Genomic DNA, 24,568 nt, shown 5'->3' with positions numbered 1-24,568 from the left:
CGGGTCAGCCCCTCGCCTGCGCCTTGGTGACGGTGTCGACGAGCTTCTCCGGGCTGCCCTGGCCTGCGAGCATCTCGACGACGCTGGTGTTCAGCGCGTTGCCGACGTTCTGGCCGAGAGCGGTGTCGAGCCACAGCGCCACGTACGGCGCCTTCTGGTAGGCCTCCATCAGGGGCTTCAGCGACGGGTCGGTGACCGCACCGGTCGCCTCCTGCGAGGCGGGGATGGTCTGGAACGCCACCGCGTACTTCTCCTGCCATTCCTTGGAGGAGACGAAGTTCAGGAACTTCTCGCACGCCTCCGGCGAGTCCTTCGAGCAGGAGTAGCCGTCCATGCCGCCCATCATCGCGCCGGGAGCACCGTCACCGCCGTCGACCTCCGGGAAGGGGAACCAGCCCAGGTCGGGCAGCGGCTGCTCGTCGGGCGTCAGGCTGGCGATCACGCCCACGTCCCAGGCGCCCATCAGCTCCATCGCCGCCTTGTGGTTGGCGATCAGGCCGGCGGAGGAGTTCGCGCCCTCCTGCGGGTCGGTGGTCAGGAAGCCCTTGTGGAACGGCTCGGTGCCGGCGAAGTCCTTGAAGTTCTGCGCGGCCTCCAGCCAGCACGGGTCGGAGAAGTCGGCCTTGGTGGCGAGGTTCTCGATCAGCCCCTGATCGCAGGCGCGCAGGGCGAAGAAGTAGTACCAGTGCGCTGCCGGCCAGGCCGCCTTCGCGCCGAGGGCGATCGGCTGGATGCCCGCGGTCTTGAGCTTGGCGACCGCGTCGTCCAGCTCGTCGAACGTGGTGGGCTCGGACGTGATGCCGGCCTGCTCGAACAGGTCCTTGCTGTAGAAGAAGCCTCCCGGCAGCACGGCGCTGGGCATGCCGTAGATCTTGCCGTCGACCGTGAACGCGCTGAACGGCGCATCGCCGAACGCCTTCTTCACGTCGTCGTCGATCAGGCCGGTGAGGTCCTTGACCTTGTCGGCGCTGACGATGTCGGCGAGCTTGCCGCCGCCGCGAGCCATGAAGATGTCGGGCATGTCGCCGGAGTTCACGGCGGTCTGCAGCTTGCCGTCCATGTCCTCGTTCTGGATCGACGTGACCTTGATCTTCACGTAGGGGTTCTCCTTGGTGAACGCCGCTGCGGCATCCTCCCAGTACTGCTTGCCGGGGCCGGTGGTGGAGTTGTGCCACATCGTGAGCGTGGTCTTGCCACCGGCGCTCGGGTCGTCGCCGCCGCCGGAACAGGCGGTCAGTCCGAGCATTCCCAGCGTCGCCACGGCCGCCGCGGCGGCGACCCATGCTTTCCGGATCTTCATGCTGTGTGTCTCCTCTTCGAGTGTTCAGCCGCCGGTCACCCATTTGTTGCCGACTGCACCGAATGTGCTTCGCGCCTACTCTGACATCTTCACGTCGGCCTGTCAATCGTTATCGATAACGTTTTCCACCGATACAGTGGATGCATGACGCCTCGCCCCACGATTCACGATGTCGCCCGCACCGCCGGCGTCTCGGTCGCCACGGTCTCGAAGGCGATCAACGGCCGCGATGGCGTGGCGCCGGCGACGCTGGCACACGTGCTGGGCGTCGTGGAGGAGCTCGGCTACGCCAGCTCGCTGGTGGCGACCTCGATGCGCCGGCGCCGCACGAACGTGATCGGGGTGCTGGTCGCCGAGTTCGAGCCCTTCGCGCTGCAGCTGTTGCAGGGCGTGTCCACAGCGCTGCAGGGCACGCAGTACGACGTGCTCGCCTACGCGGGAAGCGTCTCGGCGGGCGAGCACCGGGGCTGGGAGCAGCGTTCGCTGTCGCGCCTGGGCGGCACCCTGATCGACGGGGCGATCGTCGTGACGCCCACCTCCACCCCGGCCGACGCCTCGGTGCCGATCGTCGCGATCGATCCGCACGAAGGCCCGGACGGCCCGTCGACCGTGAGCGTGATCAACGTCGACGGCGCGCGCGCCGCCACCGAGCACCTGATCGCGCTCGGCCACCGCCGCATCGGCCATCTGCGCGGGCGCAACGACCTGATCTCGGCGCAGCAGCGCGAGCAGGGCTACCGCAGCGCGCTTGCCGCCGCCGGCATCCCGTTCGACCCCGCGCTGGTCGCCGAGGGCGGCTACCGCGCGGCCGACTCCACCGCCGGTGCGCACGCGCTGCTGGACCTGCCGCATCCGCCCACCGCGGTGTTCGCCGCCAATGACCTGTCCGCCCTCGAGATGATCCGGGTGGCCGGCGAGCGGGGCCTGCGGGTGCCCGCCGATCTCTCGGTGATCGGCTTCGACGACATCCCCGACGCCGCCTCGCACGTGCCCCAGCTCTCCACGGTGCGCCAGCCGCTGACCGAGATGGGTGCCGCGGCCGTGCGCGTGCTGCTGAGCATGCTGGACGGCGGCGACCGCGAGGACGTGCGGATGCCGGCCGAGCTGAAGGCGCGCGAGTCGACGGCCGCGCCCGGCCGGTGACCGGCGCCGGAGCGACCGGCTCCGGTGTGGAGGTTCGGCATTGCATCCAGCATCCCCTCCTGATATGTTCTTGCCTACAACATTTCACCGACGTCGCTGAAGGCGGACCATCATGACACTCACCCCCACCAAGGCCGACCGGTTCTCGTTCGGACTCTGGACCATCGGTTACAACGGCACCGACCCGTTCGGCGGCCCCACCCGTCCCGCACTCGACGTCGTGCACGCCGTCGAGAAGCTCGCAGAGCTCGGCGCGTACGGCCTCACCTTCCACGACGACGACCTGTTCGCGTTCGGATCGACGGATGCCGAGCGGCAGAAGCAGATCGATCGCCTGAAGGGCGCCCTGGCCGACACCGGCCTGATCGTGCCGATGGTGACCACCAACCTGTTCAGCGCCCCGGTCTTCAAGGACGGCGGCTTCACCTCCAACGACCGCCAGGTGCGCCGCTACGCGCTGCGCAAGGTGTTCCGCCAGCTCGACCTCGGCGCCGAGCTGGGCGCCAGGACCTTCGTCATGTGGGGCGGCCGCGAGGGCGCCGAGTACGACTCCGCGAAGGACATCCAGGCGGCGCTGGAGCGCTACCGCGAGGCCGTCAACCTGCTCGGCGACTACGTCACCGACAAGGGCTACGACATCCGCTTCGCGATCGAGCCCAAGCCCAACGAGCCCCGCGGCGACATCCTGCTGCCGACCCTCGGCCACGCCATCGCGTTCATCGACTCGCTCGAGCGTCCCGAGCTGGTGGGCCTGAACCCCGAGGTCGGCCACGAGCAGATGGCCGGCCTGAACTTCACGGCCGGCATCGCCCAGGCGCTGTACCACGGCAAGCTCTTCCACATCGACCTGAACGGCCAGCGCGGCATCAAGTACGACCAGGACCTGGTGTTCGGACACGGCGACCTGAACAACGCGTTCTCGCTCGTCGACCTGCTCGAGCACGGCGGACCGAACGGCGGCCCCGCCTACGACGGCCCGCGTCACTTCGACTACAAGCCCAGCCGCACCGAGGACGAGGCCGGTGTGTGGGAGTCGGCCGCCGCGAACATGCGCATGTACCTGCTGCTGAAGGAGCGCGCGGACGCGTTCCGCGCCGACCCCGAGGTGCAGGAGGCGCTTGCCGCGGCCAAGGTGGGTGAGCTGTCGCAGCCCACCCTGAACGAGGGCGAGAGCTACGACGACTTCCTCGCCGACCGCAATGCGTTCGAGGACTTCGACGCCGACGCGTACCTGGGCGGCCACGGCTTCGGCTTCGTACGCCTGCAGCAGCTGGCCACCGAGCACCTGCTGGGCGCTCGCTGAGTTTCACCCGCTTCCTTCGCCGAGACCCCTCCGGGTCGCCGAGACCCCCTCGTGTCGACGCGACTGCGGAGGGGTCTCGACAAGGCGGAGGGGTTTCGGCGACAAGACGAAGTGAGAGGATGCCGGACATGGCACTCGTGATGGGCGTCGACTCGTCGACGCAGTCCTGCAAGGTCGTGATCGTGGATGCCGGCACCGGCGCGGTCGTGCGCACCGGCAGGGCATCGCACCCGGAGGGCACCGAGGTGGCCCCCGATGCCTGGTGGACTGCACTGCAGGCGGCGATCGCGGATGCCGGCGGCATGGACGACGTCGAGGCCTGGTCGATCGGCGGTCAGCAGCACGGCATGGTCGTGCTCGACGAGCACGGCGCCGTCATCCGCGATGCGCTGCTGTGGAACGACACCCGCTCGGCCGGCGCGGCGGCGGACCTGATCGACGAGTTCGGTGCGGCCGCGCTGGCGGAGCGCACCGGACTGGTGCCGGTCGCGTCGTTCACGATCACCAAGCTGCGCTGGCTGCGCGACGCCGAGCCGGAGCACGCCGGGCGCGTCGCCGCGGTGGCGCTCCCGCACGACTGGCTCACCTGGCGACTGCGCGGATACGGACCATCTGGCACTGGCGAGAACTCGCCGCTGGACGAGCTGATCACGGATCGCTCGGACGCCTCGGGCACCGGCTACTGGAATCCGCGGACCGGCGAGTACGACCGGGAGCTGCTGGTCGCCGCGCTCGGGCGCGATGCCGTGCTGCCGCGCGTGCTCGATGCATCCGAGTCCGTGCGCGACGCCGACGGGCGCGCGGTGGGCCCCGGTGCCGGTGACAACGCCGGAGCCGCACTGGGCGTGGGTGCCGGCCCCGGCGACGTGGTGGTCTCGATCGGCACCAGCGGCACGGTCTTCGCGGTCAGCGAGCAGCCGGTGCACGACGACAGCGGCGCGGTCGCCGGGTTCGCCGATGCGGCGGGCGGCTTCCTGCCGCTGGTCGCGACGCTGAACGCCGCGCGGGTGCTCGACGCCATCGCCCGCCTGCTCGGCGTCGACCACGCCGAACTCTCCCGCCTGGCCCTCGACGCGCAGCCGGGCGCGGGCGGCCTGACGCTGCTGCCCTACTTCGAGGGCGAGCGCACGCCGAACCTGCCGGATGCCACCGCCGAGCTCACCGGCATGACGCTGGGGTCCACCACCCGCGAGAACCTCGCCCGTGCCGCGGTCGAGGGCATGCTCTCGGGCCTGGGCGCCGGCCTGGACGCGCTGCGCGACCAGCAGGTGCCGCTCGCGCGCGCGCTGCTGATCGGCGGCGGCGCGCAGTCCGAGGCGGTGCGGCGGATCGCGCCGGCAGTGCTCGGCATCCCGGTGGAGGTGCCGGCCCCGGCCGAGTACGTGGCGCTCGGCGCAGCCGCGCAGGCGGCCTGGGCGCTCAGCGGGTCGCGCCCCGCGTGGTCGTTCGCGAAGGACTGATCAGCGCGCGGCGATGGTCCACGAGGCCGTGTGCTGCTCGCCGGGCTGCAGCACGATGAGTCCTGCGCCCGAGTTGAACGCGTCGGGTGCGCACGTCATCGGCTCGACGGCGAGCCCCACGCGGTGGGTGGCGTCGTCGGCGGGCGTGTCGGCGGTGTGGATCTGCACCCACGGGCACGCCTGACCCCAGCTGACCGTCGTGGCGGTGCCGTCGGCGTCGCGCACCTCCACGACCGTGCGCCCGTCGGTGCGGGTCAGCCCGGTGAACGCGTGGTCGATGAACGTGGCGCCGATCGTGCGCGGCGATCGGAAGTCCCACTGCGGGTGCGCGTCGACGGATTCCACCGCCAGCGGGATCAGCCGGTCCTCGGTCACGGTCAGCACCTCGGATGCCGGAAGGGTGAGGGTCCAGCGGTCCACCGCGCCCGTGCCGTGGCCGTCGCCGGCGACGATGTAGGGATGCGGACCGGTCCCCCACGGCGCGGCGTCGGCACCGAGGTTGCGGCCGGTCACCGACTGGCTGAGTCCGTCGGCGTCGATCCGGTACTCCACCTGCACCTCGACGCGGAACGGGTACCCCGCCTGCGGCGGGACGACGGTGCTGAGCACCACGCGGTCCGCCTGGGCCGTGCGCACCTCGAACTCCGCCCAGCACACCAGCCCGTGCAGCGCGTGCCCGCGGGAGGGCTCGGTGAGCGCCAGCTCGTGCTCGGCGCCGTCGAACGCGTAGCGTCCGTCGACCACCCGGTTGGGCCAGGGTGCGAGCGTGCTGCCCCGGTAGGCGGGGCGCACGTCGTCGGCGGCGAAGGGCACGACCAGATCGCGCCCGTCGTGCGTGAGCGTGCGCAGGGTCGCGCCGATGCCGGCGATCTCGGCGCGGTACCCGTGCCCCTCGATCACCAGCTGCCGCCCCGACCGCGGAGTCATCACAGCCCCTGCGCCAGGCGGTAGTAGGCCTGGTTCCAGCGGACCCGCTGCTGGAACTCCGGCAGCGTGGTGGACTCGTCGATGACCAGCAGCTCGAGCTCGGCCATCTCCGCGAAGTCGCGGAATGCCTCGATGCCGACCGCCGTCGACATCACCGTGTGGTGCGCGGCGCCGGCGGTCAGCCAGGCGGCGGCGCTGGTGGTGAAGTCGGGTGCGGGCTTCCAGACCGCACGGCCCACCGGGAGCTTCGGCAGCGCGGCGCGAGGCTCGACGTTCTCGACGACGTTCGCCGTGAGGCGGAACCGGTCGCGCATGTCGCTCAGCGCGACGACCACCGCGGGGCCGGGGTGGGCGGTGAAGACGAGCCGCACCGGGTCGTCCTTGCCGCCGATGCCGAGCGGGTGGATCTCGAGGGTCGGCTTGGCGGCGGTGAGCGAGGGCGACACCTCCAGCATGTGCGCGCCGAGGATCAGCTCGTCGCCCGGCGTCATGTCGTAGGTGTAGTCCTCCATCAGGCTCGCGCCACCCGGCAGGCCTGCGCCCATCACGTTCGCGATGCGCACGAGCACCGCGGTCTTCCAGTCGCCTTCGGCGCCGAAGCCGTAGCCTTCGGCCATCAGGCGCTGCACGGCGAGTCCCGGCAGCTGCTTGAGTTCGCCGAGGTCCTCGAACGAGGTGGTGAAGGCGCCGAAGCCGCCCTCCTCCAGGAACGAGCGCAGCCCGATCTCGATCGCGGCGCCGTCGCGCAGCGACTGGTGCCGCTCCCCGCCGCGGCGCAGCTCGGGGGCGACCTCGTAGAGCTCCTCGTATTCGGCGACGAGGGCGTCGATGTCCGAATCGGATGCCGCGGCGACGGCATCCGCGAGGTCGTTCACGCCCCAGGTGTTCACCTGCACGCCCAGGCGCAGCTCGGCCTCGGTCTTGTCGCCTTCGGTCACCGCGACGAAGCGCATGTTGTCGCCGAAACGCGCGAGCTTCAGCGAGCGGGACGCCGCAAGTCCTGCCGCCGCGCGCTGCCAGGTGCCCAGCTCCTGCCGCACGCGCGGGTCGCTGACGTGGCCCACGACGGTCTTGCGCGGCACGCCCAGCCGGGTCTGGATGTAACCGAACTCGCGGTCGCCGTGCGCGGCCTGGTTCAGGTTCATGAAGTCGAAGTCGATGTCGGCCCACGGCAGCTCGACGTTCGCCTGCGTGTGCAAGTGCGCGAGCGGCTTCTGCAGCGCGTCGAGCCCGGCGATCCACATCTTGGCGGGGCTGAAAGTGTGCATCCAGGCGACCAGACCGATCACGCGGTCGTCGGCGTTGGCCTCCAGCGCGATGCGCTTGATGGCCGCGGAGTCGGTCACCACCGGCTTCCAGACGATCTTCACCGGGAGCTCGGATGCCGCCTCCAGTGCATCTGCGATGGTGCGGGACTGCTCGGCGACCTGCGCGAGCGTCTCTGGCCCGTACAGGTGCTGGCTGCCGGTGAGGAACCAGACCTCGTAGCCGTCGAGGGAGGTGGTGAGCGGGGTGCGGGTCATGAATCGTCCTTCAGGCTGTGGGTCAGATGGCGGCGACGGCGGCGGCCTCGGCCGCCAGGCCGGCGTGGTAGCGGTCGAGATAGGTCGCGTAGCCGGCGACATCGGCGGGGTCGGGCTCGGCGATGCGGATGTCGGCGTCCGCGAACACCCGCTCGTCGAGATACGCGGTGAGATCCTGGTCGGGGCCGGTGCCGGTGCCGGTGCCGAGGTAGGCCGCGAGCACCGCGATGCCCCACGCCCCCCCCTCGGATGCCGTGTCGCCGACGGCCACGGGAGCATTCAGCGCTCCGGCGAGGAAGCGCTGCGCGACCCCGGCCGTGCGGAACATCCCACCGTGCGCGAACATGCGCTCCAGCGCCACGCCCTCGCCCTGCAGCACGCGCATGCCCAGGCTCAGCGTGGCGAACACGCCGTACAGCTGCGCGCGCATGACGTTGGCGAGCGTGAACCGGCTGTCGGGCGTGCGCACGAACAGCGGCCTGCCCTCGTCGAGTCCGACGATCGGCTCGCCGGCGAGGTGGTTGTAGGCCAGCAGCCCTCCGGCATCCGCCTCGCCCTCCAGCGCCTCGCGGAAGAGGGTCTCGAACACGGCATCCGCCGAGCCCGCGTTCCCGGATTCGCGGCTTCCGGACGCCTCGGCGAACCGCGCGAACATGCCCACCCACGCCGCCAGCTCGCTGGCGCCGTTGTTGCAGTGCACCATCGCGACGGCGTCTCCGGCCGGGGTGGTGACGAGGTCGAGTTCGTGATGCACCTCGGCCAGCGGCCGCTCGAGCACGACCATCGCGAAGATGCTGGTGCCGGCGCTGACGTTGCCGGTGCGCGGCGCGACGGCGTTGGTGGCGACCATGCCGGTGCCGGCATCGCCCTCGGGAGGGCACAGCGGGATGCCGGGGCGCAGTGCACCGGTGGGGTCGAGCAGCGCGGCGCCGGCGGCGGTGAGGGATCCGGCGTCCGCGCCGGCCACGAGCACCTCGGGCAGCAGGGCGCGCAGGTCGCCTGCGGTGTGGGCGTCGTAGCGGGCGATGAGGCCCTGGTCGTAGTCGCGTGCCGCCGAGTCGATCGGGAACATGCCGGAGGCGTCGCCGATGCCCAGCACCCGCCGGCCGGTGAGCTGCCAGTGCACGTATCCTGCGAGCGTGGTGAGAAAGCGCACGTCGGCCGCGTGCGGCTCGTGATCCAGCTGCGCCTGCCGCAGATGGGCCACCGACCAGCGCAGCGGGATGTTCACGCCGAGCAGCTCGGTGAGCTCGGCGGCGGCGGGCCCCGTATTGGTGTTGCGCCAGGTGCGGAACGGCGTGAGCAGGTCGCCCGCGCCGTCGAAGGCCAGGTAGCCGTGCATCATCGCCGAGACGCCGATGGCACCGAAGGTGTCGGGGCGGATGCCGTGCCGGTCGTAGGCGTCGGAGACCAGGCCCGCGTACGCCCCCTGCAACCCTGCCCAGATCGCATCGACCGGATAGGTCCAGAGCCGGTCCTCGAAGCGGTTCTCCCAGTCGTGGAAGCCGGTGGCCAGCACCTCGTGGGTCTCGGCGTCGATCAGGCAGGCCTTGATGCGGGTCGAGCCGAGCTCGATGCCCACCGCCGTGCGGCCCGCGCGGATGGCGTCGGCGGCCGTGCGGGTACCCTCTGCGGCCGTGCTCATCGCCGCGCGTCCGTGCTCTGCCCGTACACGTTCTGGTACCGGTCGTACAGGCTGTCGATCGCCTCCTGCGGGATCGGGATGAGCGGTCCGGCCTCGCGGGCGTGATGCACGGTGCGCGCGACGTCCTCGACCATGACCGCGGCCTTCACGGCATCCTTGGCATCCGTCCCGATCGTGAACGGGCCGTGGTTCTGCATCAGCACCGCGCGGCTGCGGTGACCGCTGAGGGTCTCGACGATGCCGCGGCCGATCGAGTCGTCGCCGATGATGGCGAACGGGCCGACCGGGATCGGTCCGCCGAACTCGTCCGCCATGGCGGTGATCACGCACGGGATCTCCTCGCCGCGCGCGGCCCACGCCACCGCGTAGGTGGAGTGCGTGTGCACCACGCCGCCGACCTGCGGCATGTTGCGGTACACGTAGGCGTGCGCGGCGGTGTCGCTGGAGGGCGAGCGGTCGCTGCCGGGCGTGCCGGGGATCACGTTGCCGTCCAGGTCGCAGAGGATCATGTTCTCGGGCGCGAGGTCGTCGTAGCTCACGCCGGAGGGCTTGATGACGAACAGATCGGCGTTCGGGTCGTCGCCGGTGCGCACGCGCCCGGAGACGTTGCCGCCGGTCCAGACGACCAGGCCGTAGCGCACCAGCTCGCCGTGCAGGCGGGCGACATCGGCGCGCACGGCGGCGATGGCCGCCTCGATCTCAGGAGTGAAGGTCGTCATCGGATCCTCTCGGGTCGTGTCGTCGCGGGGACGGGCGTCGTCGCGGAGACGGCTGCCGTCCCGACGACACGTGTGACCGGTCACAGTCATTGTGACATCGAGCCGCGCCGCCCGTCAACAGCGCACGCTCGTCGAGTGCACAGCATCGCCTCACCGCGCGGGCGGCGCGACGGACGCGCGCTGCACGAGCACCGGAGCGACCGGCTCGACGGCGTCGTCCGCGTCGCCGACCAGCCGGGCGACCGCCAGCCGGGCGAGCTCGGCGAAATCCTGCCGCACCGTGGTCAGCGCGGGCGCGTAGTACTCGGCGTCCGGAACGTCGTCGAAGCCGACCACGCTGATGTCCTCGGGAACGCGGATGCCGAGCTCGCGCAGCCCTCCGAGCAGCCCGAGCGCCATCTGATCGTTCGCGGAGAACACCGCGGTGACCTGGGATGCCGCGACGGCCGCGGCCGCACCGTGCCCGGAGCGCGCCGTCCAGTCCCCCGCCAGCACGGGCCCCGGTGCGAGACCCCGCCCGGCCAGCTCCTGCGCGAAGCCCGCCTGCCGGGCCTCGGCCTCGAGCCAGTCCGCCGGCCCGGCGAGGTGGGCGATGCCGCGGTGCCCGGCATCCGCCAGGCATCCCGTCGCCAGCCGCGCACCGGCGACCTGGTCGACGGCGAGCCCGCGCCGGTCGTGGCCGGCGCTGTCGCGTCCGGCACTGTGCAGGGTGACGGTGGGGATGCCGATGTCCATTGCATCCAGCGTCCGCAGCGTGCGCGCGTGCGGGGCGACGACCACCAGCCCGTCCACGCCCTGACCGAGCAGGTGCTCGATGGCCTCGCGCACGGTGTCGTCAGCGGCGGAGTCGGCGAAGACGGCCGAGACCCAGTATCCGGCGGCTCGCGCCGCGGACTCGATGGCCTCGATGCTGCGGGAGGGCCCGTAGTGCAGCGCGGCCTGGGCCAGCACGCCGATGGTGCGCGAGCGGCGGGTGCCGAAGGCGCGGGCCACGTTGTTCATGCGATAGCCCAGCTCGGCCACAGCCGCCAGCACGCGCTCACGGGTCTCGGGGGCGACATCGGGATGCTCGTTCAGCACGCGCGACACTGTCTGACGCGAGACGCCGGCACGGGCGGCGACATCGCGCACCCCCACGGCGCGTGCACTGAGACCGGTCACGCGCACGAGTCTAGACCCCTGCGAGGGGGCGTCTGGGAACATGATGGCTCTCGGACTTGCATCTCAAGCCGCTTGAGGTCCCAGGGTGGAGCACATGACCCAGACACACGAAGAACTGCATCTCATCGGCGACGTCGCGCGCCGCACCGGACTCAGCGTCAGCGCCATCCGCTACTACTCCGACGAAGGTCTGGTCGTGCCCGCCGACCAGACCGACGGCGGGCACCGCCGCTACGACGCGGCGGCGATCGCCCGGCTGGAGTACATCCGCACCCTGCGCGATCTGGAGACCGGACTGGACCAGGTGCGCCGGGTGCTGACCGGCACCGTCGAGCTGCGGGATCTGCTCGCCGAGCACCTCGAGGTCGTCGAGACCCGCACGCACGACCTCCAGGCCAAACGAGCGGTGCTGCGCGCCCTCGTGCGCAGCGAGAGCACCCAGGAGCGCGCGCGGCTGCTGCAGCGGCTCGTGACGATGTCCGACGCGCAGCGCCAGAACCTGGTCGACGACTTCCTCACCGAGGTCTCGCAGGGGATGCCGGCCCACGTCGCCGACCGGCTCCGCGAGGCCCATCCTGAGCTTCCCGCCGATCCGTCACCGGAGCAGCTGGATGCCTGGATCGACCTCGCCGAGCTGCTGCAGGACGACGACTACCGCGCGGTGACGCGGGAGTATCTGCGGGAGACCTACGCCTCCGAGATCGGACGGCGGATGGCGCAGCCGGACATCCAGGACTTCGTCCGCAGCGCCGGCGACGAGCTGATGCCGAAGCTCGCCGCCGCCTGCTCCGCCGGTCTCTCCCCCGAGGATTCGCACGCGACCGACCTGGCGGAGCGGTTCGTGCAGCAGGCGGCCGCCGCAGCAGGGGTTGGCGCCGACGACGACCTGCGCAGCCGGCTGGCGGCGCGGTACCTCGAGGTCGACGAGGTGCTCACGCAGACGCTCGAGCACGACGGCTATCGGGCATCCGAAGGACGTTATCTCGAGCTGGTCGCCGTCATCAACGGCACGCCAGCGCCCGAGGCATCCGTGCGCGGCGACCTCGACCTGAGCGGCTTCGGCGCCTGGCTCTCCCGGGCGATCCTCGCCGGCCCGGCCCGCCGGGCCGGCGAGTGAGCCGCCGGGCTACTCCTTCTTGCGGGTCACCGCGCGCTGCAGCAGCACGAACACCAGCAGGATGCCGCCGGTGATGATCGTGGTCATCTCAGGCGGGATGCCGCCGTCGCGGGTGATCAGCACGTTCATCAGGCCGAGCACCAGCGCGCCCACCACCGAGCCGAGCACGTACCCGTACGCGCCGGTGAGCACCGTGCCGCCGATGACGGCCGCGGCGATCGCGTCGAGCTCCCAGCCGATGCCGGTGATGTTCTGCGCGGTGCCGAGCCGCGACGTGTACAGCACGGCCGCCAGCCCCGACAGCGCACCGCTGATGACGTAGACCAGCACCTTGGTGCGGTGCACCGGCAGGCCCATCAGCAGCGCCGAGCTCTCGGAGCCGCCGATCGCGTACACCGTGCGGCCGGTGCGCGTGCGGTGCAGCACGAAGAACGCCGCGAGCACGACCAGCACGGCCATCACGACCGCCGGCGTGATCGTCAGGTCATTCACCTTCGGACCGTCGATGATCTTGATCTTGTCGCCGATCCAGCGGATGGGCGAATCCGCGGCCAGACGCTCGGGCTTGGTGCTCAGCAGCGAGGCCAGCCCCCTGCCCAGGAACATCATGGCGAGGGTCGCGATGAACGGCTGCACGTTGAAGTAGCGGATCAGGATGCCCGAGACCAGGCCGAACGCGGCGCCGATCACGATCATCGTGACGATCACCAGCAGGGGGTTCCATCCCGCCTCGGCCAGCATCACCCCCGCCACCGACGAGAACGCGATGATCGAGCCGACCGACAGATCGATGCCGCCGGTGATGATCACGAAGGTCAGCGCGACGGCCAGCACGATCAGGTGCGTGTTGTTGATCAGAAGGTTCGACAGCGTGCTGGCCTGCACGATGCGCCCGTACGCGGTCTCCCCGTAGACGATCATGCCCACGAAGATGATCACCGATGCGACGGTGGGCAGCACCGACGGGTTCGCCGTGATCAGGCGGCGGACGCGCGTGATCGCGCTGGGCGTCGCGGTGCTCGCGGGGGTCATGGTCGCGGTGCTCATGCCGCCACCTCCTCTCTCGCTGTCGTGGCAGACGGGTCGGCCTGCCTGCGTCGGCGCCGCTGGAACCAGGCGCGCACCCGCTGGGACTGCAGCAGGCAGATCGCGATGATCACGAGCGCCTTGAACGCGGGGGTGGCCGACGAGGAGACGCCCAGGAACAGCACGGTCTTGTCGAGCGTGGCGATCAGCAGGGCGCCCACGAAGGCCCCCGAGAGCGAGAACTTGCCGCCCATCAGGGATGCGCCCCCGATCACGACGGCGAGGATCGCGTCGAGCTCGAGCTGGTAGCCGGTGCGGGAGATGTCCACGGTCATCACGCTGCCGACCGACATGATCCCGGCCACGCCGGCCAGCACGCCGCTGAGGATGTACGCCGTCAGCAGCAGCCCCTTGGGCTTGATGCCCGCCATCCGGCTGGCGCGCGGGTTGATTCCGATGGCCTCGATCATCAGGCCCAGCGCGCTGCGCCGCACCACCCAGCCGACGGCGATCACCACGGCGAGCGCGAGCAGGAACACCACCGGGATGCCGACCAGGTAGCCGTTCGCGATCCAGCGGTACGGGTCGTTGGAGGCGGCCGTGTTCTGCCCGCCGGTGATCACCTTGGCGATGCCGCGCCCGGCGAGCATGAGCACGAGCGTCGCGATGAACGGCTGCAGCCCCACATAGGCGACGAGGATGCCGTTGACGGCGCCCAGGATGCCGGTGATCAGCAGCGACAGACCCACCGCGGCCAGTGCGGCGCCGAGGGAGGACGAGTCGCCCGCGCTGCGCAGGAACTCCATCGACACCGCGCCGGAGACGGCCATCAGCGATCCGACCGAGAGGTCGATGCCGGCGGTGGCGATCACCAGCGACATCCCGATCGCGATCATCATGATCGGGGCGGCCTGGCGCAGGATGTCGATCAGGTTCCCGACCAGGTTGCCGTTGTTCGGGTTGATCGAGACGGCGAGGTAGCCGGGATCCTTGATCACGTTCAGCACGAGCAGCGCGGCGATGGCCACGATGCCCCAGAAGAACGGCTTGTGGATCACGTCCCGCCAGAAGGACGAGGTGTTCGCGGAGGTCATCGCGTCTCCTGCTCTGCGGTCGTGTGCTCTGCGGTCGCAGCGTCGTCTGCGATCGTATCGGGCAGCGCTCCGGGGGTCTGCTCGAGGTCGTCAGCGGCCGCGCCGGCGCCGTGCGCCGCGATGACGTCGACGATCTCCTGCGCGGTGACGCCGGGACCGTTCTGGATCTCGCCGATCTTGCTGTGGTCCTTCAGCACGACGATCCGCTCGGAGAGGCGCACCACCTCCTCGAGCTCGGAGGAGACGAACACCACGGCGACGCCGTCCTCGGCGAGCTGCGCGACGGCCTCCTGGATCTCGGCCTTGGCCCCGACGTCGATGCCGCGCGTCGGCTCGTCGAGGATGAGCAGCTCGGGCTCGGTGGCCAGCCAGCGCCCCAGCAGCACCTTCTGCTGGTTGCCGCCGGAGAGGTTCTTGATCATGCGGTTCGGGTCGGCCGGTCGCACGTTCAGCTCGGTGATGTACTTCCGGGCGATGGCATCCTGCTCCTTGCGCGGGATCGGCCGGGCCCATCCTCGCTCGGCCTGCACCGCCAGGATGATGTTCTCGCGGATGGTGAGGTCGCCGACGATGCCCTCGTCGCGCCGGTTCTCGGTCGAGAACGCGATGCGCTTGGCCAGTCCGTCGGCCGGCGAGCGCAGGTCGGCGCGGCGGCCGCGCAGGGTCATGGAGCCCTCGTCGAGGCGGTCAGCGCCGTACAGCAGCCGGGCCAGTTCGGTGCGACCGGAGCCGAGCAATCCGGCGAAGCCGACGACCTCGCCGGGCCGGATGTCCAGATCGGTGGCCTCGACCGCGCCTCGGCGCGCGATGCCGGATGCCGACAGCAGCGGCTCCTCGTCGGCGTCGCGCGGCGTGGTGCGACGGTTGCCGCCGAGGGAGGTGAGCGAGTCGAGGTCCTTGCCGATCATCTTCGAGATGAGCGCGTGCCGGTCGAGCTCGCGGGTGAGGTACTCGCCCTCGTAACGACCGTTGCGCAGCACGGTGAGCCGGTCGCTGATCGCGTAGATCTGGTCGAGGAAATGCGAGACGAACAGGATCGCGACGCCCTGGTCGCGCAGCGACCGCATGATGGCGAACAGGCCCTCGACCTCGGCGGCGTCGAGGCTGGAGGTCGGCTCGTCGAGGATGAGCACCTTGGCCTGGATCGCCATCGCGCGGCTGATCGCCACGAGCTGCTGCAGGGCTATGGAGAGGGTCGAGAGCGGCTTGTGGGTGTCGAGGTGCTCGAGGCCGAGCCTGGCGAGCGCCTCGGTGGCGGCACGGTGGGTGGCCCGCCAGTTCACGCCGAACGGCCCGCGCACCTCGTGCCCGAGCATGACGTTCTCGCCGATGGACAGGTTCGGCGCCAGGTTGACCTCCTGGTACACCGTCGAGATGCCGGCATCCTGGGCATCCCCCGTCCCGCCGAAGCGGCGCTGCTGGCCGGCGACGACGATCTGCCCGGAGTCGATGCCGTACACACCGGTGAGCGCTTTGATGAGCGTGGACTTGCCCGCGCCGTTCTCGCCCATCAGGGCGTGCACCTCACCGGGGAACAGCCGGAAGTCGACGCCGTCGAGCGCCTTCACCCCCGGGAACTCGATGCAGATGCCGCGCATCTGCACGATGGGCGCTTCTTCGGTCATCGCCGTCTCTCTCGTCGTCGTGGGACGCGGATGCCGGGTGGCACGCGAGGCGCCACCCGGCCGCCGATCAGTACTTGCGGTCCGCGAGCACGGCCTGGGCCGCCTCGGCGGAGTCGAAGGCCTCGCTGGGGACGATGATGTACGGGTCGACCTTCTCGCCGTCCAGCGCCTTCTTCACCACGTCGAGCGCGGTCTCGCCGAAGAGCGGGTTGTACTCGTGCACGTAGCTGAGCTTGCCGTCGGCGAGCGCCTGGATGGCGTTCTTGGTGCCGTCGATGGTGGCGATCTTGATGTCGGTGCCGACCTTCAGCCCCGCCTCCTCGGCGGCCTGCGCGGCGCCGAGCCCCATCTCGTCGTTCTGCGCGAACACGAACTGGATGTCGTTGCCGTTGGCCTTCAGCATGGTCTCGAGCACGCTCTTGCCCTCTTCGGTGGACCAGTTGGCCGTCTGCGCGTCGACCTTGGTGAGCTTCGAGTCGCCCAGGCCCTCCTCGAAGCCCTTGTTGCGCTCGTTGACGACGCCGACGCCGGCCGGCCCCTCGAGCACGACGTAGTTGCCGCCGTCGGGGAACGTCGTCGCCGCCCACTCGCCGACCTCCTTGGCGACCTCGACGTTGTCGGGGGCGATGCGGGTCACGTACAGGCTGCTGTCGTCGGGCTCGATGCCGCGGTCGAGCAGGATCACGGGGATCTCCGCCTCCTGGGCGAGCTTGAGGGAGTCCTCCCAGCCGGTGGCCTCGGTCGCCGACAGCAGGATCACGTCGACCCCCTCGTCGACGAAGGCGGTGAAGCTGTCGATCTGGGACTTCTGGTCGAGGTTGGCCGCCGGGGCGTAGCTGAGGTCGTAGCCGGCGTCCTCGGTGAACGTGTCCTTGATGTTCTGCTCGTTCGCCTGACGCCAGCCGCCCTCGGGGCCGACCGCGACGAACCCGACACTGATCAGGTCGCCGTCGGATGCTCCGCCGTCGCCGCCCTTGTCGCCGGTGTCGGCGCTCGAGCATGCGGCCAGGCCGAGCGCGAGGGCGCCGGCGGCTGCGAAGCCGAAGACCGTGCGGATGTGCTTCTTTGCAGACATTGTTCTCCTCCTTGAGAGACCGGGGCGCGTGCCCGGATGGACCTCGGGGCGGTCCGTGCAGTTCGATCGCAGGACTCACGGGAGTGTGTCCTGCGAGGGATGTTACCGGGAACATTTTTCGGAACACAACCCTTCCTGGAACAACAGCCTCCTCCGTTACCCAAACGTTGTTACCGCGCACACGCGGTCAACCAGCGTCCGACTGCAGCTCCGCGGCGATCATCTCCACGACGGTGTCGACGGTGACGCCGGGGCCGTTGCTGAGCTCGCCGATCTTCTCGCGGTCCTTCAGCACCACGATGCGGTCACTGAGCCGCACGACCTCCTCCAGCTCCGACGAGATGAAGACCACGGCCATGCCCTCCCCCGCGAGCTGGCTGATGCGCCGCTGGATGTCGAGCTTGGCCGCGATGTCGATGCCCTTGGTCGGCTCGTCGAGGATCAGCACGTGCGGGCGGACGGCGAGCGCGCGGGCCAGCAGCACCTTCTGCTGCGTTCCTCCGGAGAGCTGCTCCACCGGGCGCTGCAGATCGGCCGGATCCAGGTGCAGTGCGTCGACATAGGTCTCGATGAGCGCCGCCTGCTCCGCCTGGGAGATCGGCCGCGTCCAGCCGCGCAGCGCCTGCAGGGAGAGCACGATGTTCTCGCGCGCCGTGAGCTCGGGGACGATGCCGTCCCGGCGACGGTTCTCGGTGGTCATGGTGACCCGCCGGCGCAGCGCCGCGGACGGGGAGCGCAGCGACACGCGGTCACCGGCCACCCACAGCTCCCCGCCGTCCGCGTGGCTGTCCCCACCCATCAGCGACGCCAGTTCGGTGCGTCCCGAACCCCGAAGGCCCGCGAAGCCGACGATCTCGCCGCGATGCACCTCGATGTCGGTGGCCGCCAGCACTCCGCGCCGGCTCAGTCCCTCGGCGCGGAACGCCGGCTCACCGTCGGCAGCGTAGTGGTGCGCCTTGCGCTCGGAGCCGAGCGCACGCAGGCTCTCGATGTCCTTGCCCAGCATCTGCGAGATCAGGTCGGCGCGCTCCAGGTCGCGCGTCGCGGTCTCGTCGACTCTGCGGCCGCCGCGCAGCACGGTCATGCGATCACTGATCGCGAACGCCTGCTCGAGGAAGTGCGAGACGAACAGGATCGCGACCCCGCGGTCGCGCAGCCCGCGGATCACCCGCATCAGGGTGCCCACCTCCGCCTGGTCCAGGCTCGAGGTCGGCTCGTCGAGCACGAGCACGCGCGGATCGTCGACGACCGAGCGCGCCAGCGCCACCAGCTGCTTCTGCGCGGGCGAGAGCGCCGACAGGTGCGTGCGCGGGTCCAGGTCGTGCAGCCCCAGACGACCCAGTGCCTCGGCGGCATCCGCTCTGGTGCGGCGCCAGTCGATGCCGACGCGGCCGCGGCGCTCCCTGCCCAGCATGACGTTCTCGCCCACGCTGAGGTTGGGGCTCAGCTGCGCCTCCTGGAACACCGTGGCGATGCCGGCCGCACGGCTCTCGGCCACGCCCGAGAAGCTGCGCTCCTCGCCGTCGACGATCACCGTGCCGGCGGCGGGCCGGCACGTGCCGGTCACCACGCCGATCAGCGTCGATTTGCCCGCGCCGTTCTCGCCCATCAGCGCGTGCACCTCTCCGGGGAACAGCCGGAAGTCGACGTCGTCGAGAGCGCGCACCCCGGGGAACTCGACGACGATCCCGTCGAGCCGGACCAGCGGGGGCACCGGATCGGTCGTCATGACCGCTCCCTCGGACGGGCGCTCGACTCGCGCACGACCAGCTCGGTCGGGATGCGGGTGAACGATGGGATCTCGCGCTGCTCGATGGCCGCACGCAGCATCTCCACCACGGCGACGCCGAGCGCCTGGAAGTCCTGCCGCACCGTGGTCAGCGGCGGCAGGAAGTGCCGGGCCAGCGGAACATCGTCGAAGCCGGCCACGCTGATCTCGCCCGGCACATCGAAGCCGCGCTCCCGCAGCCCGTGGATCAGGCCGATCGCGGTGTCGTCGTTGGCCGCGAACACCGCCGTGTACTCGGGGAGCCGCGTGATCCCCCGGGCGAAGTCGTAGGCGAAGTCGGCCGACCAGTCGCCGACGACGATCGGCCGCTCGCGGATGCCCCAGGATCGCGCCCTGGCGTGGAAGGCGCGCTCCCGAGCGCGGGCATCCAGCCAGTCCAGGGGCCCGGAGATGTGGAGGATGTCACGGTGGCCGAGCGCCACGAGGTGATCCACCAGGAGGGTCGTGCCCTGCTGCTGATCGATCGAGACGGTCAGGAAGGCGGGATCGGCGTCGGCCTTGACCACCAGCAGCGGCACGCTCAGCGCCACCCGGCGCAGCGCCGCGATCGACGACGAGCGGGGCGCGACCACGCAAATCGCGTCGACTCCCTGGGTGAGCAGGCTGTCCACGGCATCCGGCGGCGTGAGCGCGTCGCCGTCGTGCAGGGCGATCGGCGTGACGGAGTATCCGGCCGTGCGGGCCGCCAGCTCGACCGCGCGCAGGATGCTGATGGGCCCGAACGCGACAGCGCTCTCGACGATCACGCCGATCCGCTGGCTGCGCTGGGTCGCGAGCGCCCTGGCGACGAGGTTCGGGCGGTAGTCGAGCTCTTCGATCGCCTCGAGCACGCGTCGTCGGGTCTCGGGCTTGATGTTCGGGTGATCGTTGAGCACCCGCGACACCGTCATGTGCGAGACGCCGGCGATCGAGGCCACCTGCCGGATGTTGGGCTTGTCGGATCCGACGTTCGCCACCTGCACCTCCGTCGGTCTCGCGTCGCGTCATGTTACCGGGAACCGCGCGAGCGCGGCAATGCGCAGCCCGGCCGCGCGCCGGTGCCGACGCGTCGAAGCCCGCTCAGAGGCCGAGCCGCTCCACGTACTCGTTGACGAACCGGCGCTCGGGATCGTACCGAGCGCGCAGCGCCGCGAAGTCGTCCCAGCGCGGGTAGCGGCTGCGCACCTCGGCGCCGTCGAGCGTGAACACCTTGCCCCAGTGCGGGCGGGCGGATGCCGGCAGAGCCGCCTCCAGATCGGGCAGCAGGGCGCGCACGGCCTGCTCGTCGGGCTTCCATGTGAAGTGCAGGGCGACGGCATCCCGCTCGTGAGCCATGCTCAGCCACAGGTCGTCCGCACGCATCGTGCGGATCTCGTTGACGAACAGCAGCGGCGCGATGCGGTCGGCCAGTGACCGCACGGCCTCGATCGCGGCGACGGCGTCGGAGCGCGGCACGAGGTACTCGCTCTGGATCTCCGCTCCAGCCGACGGCGTGAACGCCAGGCGGAAGTGCGGCAGCCGCTCGAACCAGGCGCCGGGGACCCCGCGCTGCTCGGTGCACGCCACGGGATCGACGCCCAGGATCGGATGCCGTTCGCCGTCGGCCGGCACCGCGCCGAGTGCGCCGGCGAGGGCGGCCCGCTCGCCCGCCCGCTCCTCGGGAACGCGCTGCTTGACCCAGAGCAGGTCCGCCGCGTCGGTGCGCTGCCAGTTCGAGAACAGGCTCACGCTGGTGCCGGCGCCGGTCACGGCATCCAGGTCGGCGAGGATCGCGTCCCAGCCGGGATGGTCGTACACGTGCTGCGCGACGGCGTAGGCGGGCTCGACATCGAGGGTGACGTCGAGCACGACCCCGAGCGCGCCGAGTCCGACGACGGCGCCGGCGAAGTCGGCATCCCCCCGGCGCAGCCGCCGGATCTCGCCGGATGCGGTGAGCAGCGTGAGTCCGCGCACCGCGGAGGCCAGGGTTCCGATCGCGTCGCCGGATCCGTGCGTGCCGGTGGTGACGGCGCCGGCGACGGAGATGTGCGGCAGCGAGGCCAGGTTCGCCAGGGCGAGCCCGTGCGCTTCGAGCACCGGGGCGATGTCGCCGTAGCGCAGCGCGCCGCTGACGGTCACGGCGTCGCGCTGCTCGCTGACCTCGATGACCGCCGGCATCCGGTCCAGGACGAGCTGCGTGCCCGCCGTGTCGGCGATGTCATTGAAGCAGTGCCGGGTGCCCAGCACCCGTACCGGCCCACCGGCGGCGAGCGCGTCGCGCACCTCGTCAGCTGAGGTCGGATGCACGACGGATGACGCCCGATATGCGAGGTTGCCCGCCCAGTTGCGTTCGATGCCCATGCAGTCATGATGTCACCTCCGGATTACATCGATGTACAGCGGACGACGGCGCCGTCCGCGCGACCCTGCCCGCGCTGAGCTGGTCGGTGATCGAGCTGGGCTAGGCGCTCGAATCGCGCGAATTGCTGCATCCGCGTGCCGGATAGAGCGATTCGCGCGATTCGAGAGCTCAGCGGGTGACCTGCGCCGCGCTCCGCTCCACGGCCGGCACGAGCACCTCGCGGCACCAGGTGCGGAAGTCCGTGGGTGCGAGGGTCGCCCGGGGCCAGTCCGCGTCGTAGATGCCCTCGTCCTGCGAGGCGAACATCTCCACCGTGTCACGGACGGCCTGCTCGCTCGCGCCGCGGCTGCGCAGCATCGCGGCGAAGTCGGCCATGGCGACCTGCCGATACTCGACCGACCGGCCCAGCTCGTCGCCGATCACCCGCGCGATCTCGGCAGGTGTGAGCCGGTCGGCGCTGAACACCGGGACGTTCTGCTGGCCGGTCCACGACAGGTCGGTCAGCAGACCCGCCGCCTGCGCGGCGATGTCGCGGGTGGCGATCATCGCCAGTGGCCGGTCGGCCGCACATGTCAGCGACAGTGCGCCGGTCCGGACGATGGCATCCGCCTGACCGACGAGGTTCTCCATGTAGAACGGGAGCGAGACCGCACGGTAGGCGGCTCCGGATGCCTCCAGCTCGGCATCCATCTCGAACGCGGCCGACAGCAGCCCGGCCGGCTTCGCCCATCCGTGCCCGGCGCTGGTGACGGCGACGACGTGACCGACGCCATGGCGGCGGATCGCGGCAGCTCCCGCGCGCGCGAAGTCGAGGTAGTGCTCCTCTGCGCTGGGAGCGGACGGGTTCGGCGGAACGAGCCAGAACAGCGCTTCGGCGCCGACCAGCGCGCGGTCGAGCACTGCAGCATCCGCGTGCGACCCCTCGACGATCTCAACCCTGTCGCGGACGTTCTCGTCGAGGTGCGCGGCGTCGCGGACGATCACGCGAACGGCGCTGCCCTCCTCGAGCAGCTGCGTGACCAGCTGACGGCCGATCCGGCCGGTGGGTGTGGTGACGACGATCAAGCTTCCTCCATAAAGTGAACCCGAATTCCGGTTCCGAATATAGCCGAGGCGGCTCTCTCGGTCAACTACAGTGAAGACATGGCCGCTGCTGAACGCTCTCTGCGCGCGGACGCGCGACGTAACCGCGAGGCGGTGCTCGATGCGGCGGCCGAGCTGTTCGCCCAGGACGGCGAGAACGTGCAGATGGACCAGATCGCGGCGAGGGCCGGCCTGGGTGTCGGCACGCTCTACCGGCACTTCGCCGACAAGCAGGCGCTGCGCGCGGCGATCATCGGCCGCCGGTTCGAGACGGTGACACGGCTGGCGCGCGAGGCCGAGGAGGAGGATGACGCCTGGACGGCGTTCGAGACGCTGCTCGTCGGCTATCTGGAGTCCGTCGAGCCGGACACGGCGTTCCGCTTCTCGATCCTCTCCGCCGAGGAGCCCACCTGGGCCGACATCGAGAGCGAGAAGGACGCGTTCCGCACGATCATGACGCGCATCTGCCGTCGCGCCGTCGAGGCCGGGCACCTGCGAGCCGACTTCGACGCCGACGACTTCATCCTGATCACGCGCGGCGCGATGGCCAACATGTCGGGGCACGGCGGCTGGCGCCGGCATCTGACGCTGCAGCTCGAGGGCATCCGCGTCGTCTGAGCCCCCAACGTCTCGAGTCGCTCGGGTTGGCGCCTTGCGGTGCCGAATGCAGCGACTTGAGCGATTCGAAACGGCTCACGACAGCGCGATCGCCGACCACGACACCGGCGGGAGGGTGACGGTGAGGACGCCGCCGGCGAGCGCCGCGCCGTCGAGCTGCTTCAGCCCCACGCGGTTCTGGTCGGCCAGGGTGTTCTTCGCGTACACGTCGTCGTCCCACAGCGTGACGGCCTCGTCGATCGCGGAGACGCCGAGTGCGGACGTGTCGATCGTGACGGTGATCGCCTCGGTGCGGCTGCGGTTCACCAGGAAGACCGCCGACTGCGAGCCATCGGTGGTGGCGACCGCGTCGACCAGCGGCGCGTCACCGTAGACCTTCGTCTGGTACATCCCCGCCTCGATCCGGGGCGTGAGGATCTCGCCCTTGGCCAGGCGCGAGGTGACCGAGAACGGGAAGAACGTGGTCTGCCGCCAGGCGTCACCGCCGGGCTCGGTCATGATGGGCGCGATCACGTTGACCAGCTGCGCGAGCGAGGCGGAGGCCACCCGGTCATGGTTCTTCAGCAGGGTGATCAGCAGGTTGCCGAGCACCACGGCATCCGCCACCGAGTACACGTCCTCGAGCTGTCGCGGCGCGTACCGCCACTCGTCGTTGACCTCGTCGGAGGCCTGGTGCTCGTCGAGGTACCAGATGTTCCACTCGTCGAAGGAGAGCTTGATCTTCTTCTTGGAGCGCAGCTTGTTGCCCACGTGGTCGGCGGTGGCGACGACCGTCTCGATGAAGTACTGCATGTCCAGCGACGACGCCAGGTATGAGTCCAGGTCGCCGCCGCGCTCCTGGTAGTAGGCGTGGCAGGAGATGAAGTCCACGTGCTCGTAGGCGTGCTCGAGCACGGTCCGCTCCCAGTCGCCGAAGGTCGGCATCGACGAGCCCGACGATCCGCAGACGACGAGCTCCAGGGAACGATCGGCCGCCTTCATGGCCTGGGCGGTGCGCGCGGCCAGCTTGCCGTAGTCGTCGGCGGTCATGTAACCGGTCTGCCACGGCCCATCCATCTCGTTGCCCAGGCACCACATGCGGATGTCGTGCGGCTCGGGCGTGCCGTTGGCGATGCGCTGGTCGCTGAGCGCCGTGCCGGAAGGGTGGTTGCAGTACTCCAGCAGGTCGAGCGCCGCCTCGATGCCGCGGGTGCCCAGGTTCACGGCCATCATCAGCTCGGATCCGATGAGCTTGAGCCAGCGCGAGAACTCGTCCACACCGACCTGGTTGGTCTCCAGCGAATGCCAGGCGAGATCGCGCCGCACCGGGCGGCTCTCGCGCGGCCCGACGGAGTCCTCCCAGCGGAAGCCCGAGACGAAGTTGCCGCCCGGGTAGCGGATCGTGGTCGTGCCGAGCTCGCGCACCAGGTCGACGACGTCCAGGCGGAAGCCGTCCTCGTTGGCGGTGGGGTGGCCGGGCTCGTAGATGCCGTCGTACACGCAGCGGCCGAGATGCTCGACGAAGGAGCCGAAGATGCGGCGGTCGATGGGGGCGACGACCGCGGTGCGGTCGATGGAGATGCGCGCAGTGGTCATGGTCGTCCTCTCCGGGCCCTCTGAGGAGACCGCGTGGCGCCGCTCTCGGTCGGCGGGCTATACAA

20 protein-coding genes are annotated in these 24,568 nt (G+C 70.6%); 5 read left to right on the top strand and 15 right to left on the bottom strand.

Translation table 11 applies throughout. From position 1 onward, the window contains the following. Nucleotides 1-4: 4 nt before the first annotated feature. Nucleotides 5-1,300 carry an extracellular solute-binding protein gene (locus tag Q9R19_RS10845; RefSeq protein WP_311256400.1) on the bottom strand — a complete coding sequence of 432 codons (1,296 nt, stop codon included), beginning with the start codon at nucleotides 1,298-1,300 and terminating at the stop codon, nucleotides 5-7. A gap of 144 nt (nucleotides 1,301-1,444) precedes the next feature. Here Q9R19_RS10845 and Q9R19_RS10840 point away from each other — a divergent pair, with 144 nt between their 5' ends. The 3 genes from Q9R19_RS10840 to xylB all read left to right on the top strand — a co-directional run bounded on the left by Q9R19_RS10840 (nucleotide 1,445) and on the right by xylB (nucleotide 5,206). Continuing rightward, nucleotides 1,445-2,443 carry a LacI family DNA-binding transcriptional regulator gene (locus tag Q9R19_RS10840; protein ID WP_311256399.1) on the top strand — a complete coding sequence of 333 codons (999 nt, stop codon included), beginning with the start codon at nucleotides 1,445-1,447 and terminating at the stop codon, nucleotides 2,441-2,443. Between the two features lie 112 nt (nucleotides 2,444-2,555). Next, nucleotides 2,556-3,746, top strand: a complete 1,191-nt coding sequence (gene xylA / locus Q9R19_RS10835; protein WP_311256398.1) for a xylose isomerase — start codon at nucleotides 2,556-2,558, stop codon at nucleotides 3,744-3,746. Nucleotides 3,747-3,874: 128 nt separating this feature from the next. Beyond that, the gene (gene xylB, locus Q9R19_RS10830; RefSeq protein WP_311256397.1) at nucleotides 3,875-5,206 is read left to right on the top strand and encodes a xylulokinase; all 1,332 of its coding nucleotides are present in this window, start codon (nucleotides 3,875-3,877) and stop codon (nucleotides 5,204-5,206) included. Here the strand turns inward: xylB and Q9R19_RS10825 are convergent, their stop codons facing one another. The 5 genes from Q9R19_RS10825 to Q9R19_RS10805 all read right to left on the bottom strand — a co-directional run bounded on the left by Q9R19_RS10825 (nucleotide 5,207) and on the right by Q9R19_RS10805 (nucleotide 11,181). Beyond that, nucleotides 5,207-6,133: an aldose 1-epimerase family protein gene (locus Q9R19_RS10825; protein ID WP_311256396.1), complete on the bottom strand. Its 927-nt coding sequence runs from the start codon at nucleotides 6,131-6,133 to the stop codon at nucleotides 5,207-5,209. Beyond that, entirely contained in the window at nucleotides 6,133-7,656 is a 1,524-nt protein-coding gene (gene araA / locus Q9R19_RS10820; protein ID WP_311256395.1) for an L-arabinose isomerase, read from the bottom strand. The genes Q9R19_RS10825 and araA overlap by 1 nt, the downstream gene beginning before the upstream one ends. A gap of 22 nt (nucleotides 7,657-7,678) precedes the next feature. Further along, nucleotides 7,679-9,301, bottom strand: coding sequence for an FGGY-family carbohydrate kinase (locus Q9R19_RS10815; RefSeq protein ID WP_311256394.1), 1,623 nt, complete (start codon nucleotides 9,299-9,301; stop codon nucleotides 7,679-7,681). Then, the gene (locus Q9R19_RS10810; RefSeq protein WP_311256393.1) at nucleotides 9,298-10,020 is read right to left on the bottom strand and encodes an L-ribulose-5-phosphate 4-epimerase; all 723 of its coding nucleotides are present in this window, start codon (nucleotides 10,018-10,020) and stop codon (nucleotides 9,298-9,300) included. The genes Q9R19_RS10815 and Q9R19_RS10810 overlap by 4 nt, the downstream gene beginning before the upstream one ends. 150 nt (nucleotides 10,021-10,170) lie before the next feature. After that, nucleotides 10,171-11,181 carry a LacI family DNA-binding transcriptional regulator gene (locus Q9R19_RS10805; RefSeq protein WP_311256392.1) on the bottom strand — a complete coding sequence of 337 codons (1,011 nt, stop codon included), beginning with the start codon at nucleotides 11,179-11,181 and terminating at the stop codon, nucleotides 10,171-10,173. A 94-nt stretch (nucleotides 11,182-11,275) separates the two neighbouring features. On the opposite strand from Q9R19_RS10805, the gene Q9R19_RS10800 reads away from it, so the two are divergent. Beyond that, nucleotides 11,276-12,298, top strand: a complete 1,023-nt coding sequence (locus Q9R19_RS10800; protein ID WP_311256391.1) for a MerR family transcriptional regulator — start codon at nucleotides 11,276-11,278, stop codon at nucleotides 12,296-12,298. Nucleotides 12,299-12,307: 9 nt separating this feature from the next. On the opposite strand, the gene Q9R19_RS10795 is transcribed toward Q9R19_RS10800, so the two are convergent. The 8 genes from Q9R19_RS10795 to Q9R19_RS10760 form a co-directional block, all read right to left on the bottom strand. Continuing rightward, nucleotides 12,308-13,345 carry an ABC transporter permease subunit gene (locus Q9R19_RS10795; protein ID WP_311256390.1) on the bottom strand — a complete coding sequence of 346 codons (1,038 nt, stop codon included), beginning with the start codon at nucleotides 13,343-13,345 and terminating at the stop codon, nucleotides 12,308-12,310. Beyond that, on the bottom strand, nucleotides 13,342-14,418 hold the full coding sequence (locus Q9R19_RS10790) for an ABC transporter permease (protein WP_311256389.1): 1,077 nt from the start codon (nucleotides 14,416-14,418) through the stop codon (nucleotides 13,342-13,344). The genes Q9R19_RS10795 and Q9R19_RS10790 overlap by 4 nt, the downstream gene beginning before the upstream one ends. Beyond that, nucleotides 14,415-16,043 carry a sugar ABC transporter ATP-binding protein gene (locus Q9R19_RS10785; protein WP_311256388.1) on the bottom strand — a complete coding sequence of 543 codons (1,629 nt, stop codon included), beginning with the start codon at nucleotides 16,041-16,043 and terminating at the stop codon, nucleotides 14,415-14,417. The genes Q9R19_RS10790 and Q9R19_RS10785 overlap by 4 nt, the downstream gene beginning before the upstream one ends. A gap of 67 nt (nucleotides 16,044-16,110) precedes the next feature. Next, complete coding sequence (locus tag Q9R19_RS10780) at nucleotides 16,111-17,118, bottom strand: substrate-binding domain-containing protein (protein ID WP_311256387.1); 1,008 nt, start codon at nucleotides 17,116-17,118, stop codon at nucleotides 16,111-16,113. A gap of 187 nt (nucleotides 17,119-17,305) precedes the next feature. Further along, nucleotides 17,306-18,847, bottom strand: a complete 1,542-nt coding sequence (locus tag Q9R19_RS10775; RefSeq protein ID WP_311256386.1) for a sugar ABC transporter ATP-binding protein — start codon at nucleotides 18,845-18,847, stop codon at nucleotides 17,306-17,308. Further along, the gene (locus Q9R19_RS10770; RefSeq protein WP_311256385.1) at nucleotides 18,844-19,863 is read right to left on the bottom strand and encodes a LacI family DNA-binding transcriptional regulator; all 1,020 of its coding nucleotides are present in this window, start codon (nucleotides 19,861-19,863) and stop codon (nucleotides 18,844-18,846) included. Before Q9R19_RS10770 ends, Q9R19_RS10775 begins: the two co-directional genes overlap by 4 nt. Before the next feature lie 103 nt (nucleotides 19,864-19,966). Continuing rightward, complete coding sequence (locus Q9R19_RS10765; protein WP_311256384.1) at nucleotides 19,967-21,226, bottom strand: D-arabinono-1,4-lactone oxidase; 1,260 nt, start codon at nucleotides 21,224-21,226, stop codon at nucleotides 19,967-19,969. A 169-nt stretch (nucleotides 21,227-21,395) separates the two neighbouring features. Further along, a complete protein-coding gene (locus Q9R19_RS10760; protein ID WP_311256383.1) occupies nucleotides 21,396-22,292 on the bottom strand; it encodes an NAD(P)H-binding protein in 897 nt (298 codons plus the stop codon). Between the two features lie 78 nt (nucleotides 22,293-22,370). Here Q9R19_RS10760 and Q9R19_RS10755 point away from each other — a divergent pair, with 78 nt between their 5' ends. Next, nucleotides 22,371-22,928 carry a helix-turn-helix domain-containing protein gene (locus Q9R19_RS10755; RefSeq protein WP_311256382.1) on the top strand — a complete coding sequence of 186 codons (558 nt, stop codon included), beginning with the start codon at nucleotides 22,371-22,373 and terminating at the stop codon, nucleotides 22,926-22,928. Nucleotides 22,929-23,003: 75 nt separating this feature from the next. Here the strand turns inward: Q9R19_RS10755 and Q9R19_RS10750 are convergent, their stop codons facing one another. Continuing rightward, nucleotides 23,004-24,503 carry an alpha-N-arabinofuranosidase gene (locus tag Q9R19_RS10750; protein ID WP_311256381.1) on the bottom strand — a complete coding sequence of 500 codons (1,500 nt, stop codon included), beginning with the start codon at nucleotides 24,501-24,503 and terminating at the stop codon, nucleotides 23,004-23,006. Between the last annotated feature and the right edge of the window lie 65 nt (nucleotides 24,504-24,568).

The sequence above is a fragment of the Microbacterium sp. ARD32 genome (genome assembly GCF_031844385.1).
Lineage (GTDB): Bacteria > Actinomycetota > Actinomycetes > Actinomycetales > Microbacteriaceae > Microbacterium.
The sequence above is the reverse complement of the archived record's forward strand: the minus strand, read 5'-3'. Positions and strand labels throughout refer to the sequence as shown.

Coding starts and splice junctions, on each gene's coding strand:
- Q9R19_RS10765 (WP_311256384.1), bottom strand. CDS start 21,226: ATGGGCATCGAACGCAACTGGGCGGGCAACCTCGCATATCGGGCGTCA.
- Q9R19_RS10750 (WP_311256381.1), bottom strand. CDS start 24,503: ATGACCACTGCGCGCATCTCCATCGACCGCACCGCGGTCGTCGCCCCC.
- araA (WP_311256395.1), bottom strand. CDS start 7,656: ATGACCCGCACCCCGCTCACCACCTCCCTCGACGGCTACGAGGTCTGG.
- Q9R19_RS10775 (WP_311256386.1), bottom strand. CDS start 18,847: ATGACGACCGATCCGGTGCCCCCGCTGGTCCGGCTCGACGGGATCGTC.
- Q9R19_RS10780 (WP_311256387.1), bottom strand. CDS start 17,118: ATGTCTGCAAAGAAGCACATCCGCACGGTCTTCGGCTTCGCAGCCGCC.
- Q9R19_RS10810 (WP_311256393.1), bottom strand. CDS start 10,020: ATGACGACCTTCACTCCTGAGATCGAGGCGGCCATCGCCGCCGTGCGC.
- Q9R19_RS10795 (WP_311256390.1), bottom strand. CDS start 13,345: ATGAGCACCGCGACCATGACCCCCGCGAGCACCGCGACGCCCAGCGCG.
- Q9R19_RS10845 (WP_311256400.1), bottom strand. CDS start 1,300: ATGAAGATCCGGAAAGCATGGGTCGCCGCCGCGGCGGCCGTGGCGACG.
- Q9R19_RS10755 (WP_311256382.1), top strand. CDS start 22,371: ATGGCCGCTGCTGAACGCTCTCTGCGCGCGGACGCGCGACGTAACCGC.
- xylB (WP_311256397.1), top strand. CDS start 3,875: ATGGCACTCGTGATGGGCGTCGACTCGTCGACGCAGTCCTGCAAGGTC.
- Q9R19_RS10790 (WP_311256389.1), bottom strand. CDS start 14,418: ATGACCTCCGCGAACACCTCGTCCTTCTGGCGGGACGTGATCCACAAG.
- xylA (WP_311256398.1), top strand. CDS start 2,556: ATGACACTCACCCCCACCAAGGCCGACCGGTTCTCGTTCGGACTCTGG.
- Q9R19_RS10815 (WP_311256394.1), bottom strand. CDS start 9,301: ATGAGCACGGCCGCAGAGGGTACCCGCACGGCCGCCGACGCCATCCGC.
- Q9R19_RS10800 (WP_311256391.1), top strand. CDS start 11,276: ATGACCCAGACACACGAAGAACTGCATCTCATCGGCGACGTCGCGCGC.
- Q9R19_RS10825 (WP_311256396.1), bottom strand. CDS start 6,133: ATGACTCCGCGGTCGGGGCGGCAGCTGGTGATCGAGGGGCACGGGTAC.
- Q9R19_RS10785 (WP_311256388.1), bottom strand. CDS start 16,043: ATGACCGAAGAAGCGCCCATCGTGCAGATGCGCGGCATCTGCATCGAG.
- Q9R19_RS10840 (WP_311256399.1), top strand. CDS start 1,445: ATGACGCCTCGCCCCACGATTCACGATGTCGCCCGCACCGCCGGCGTC.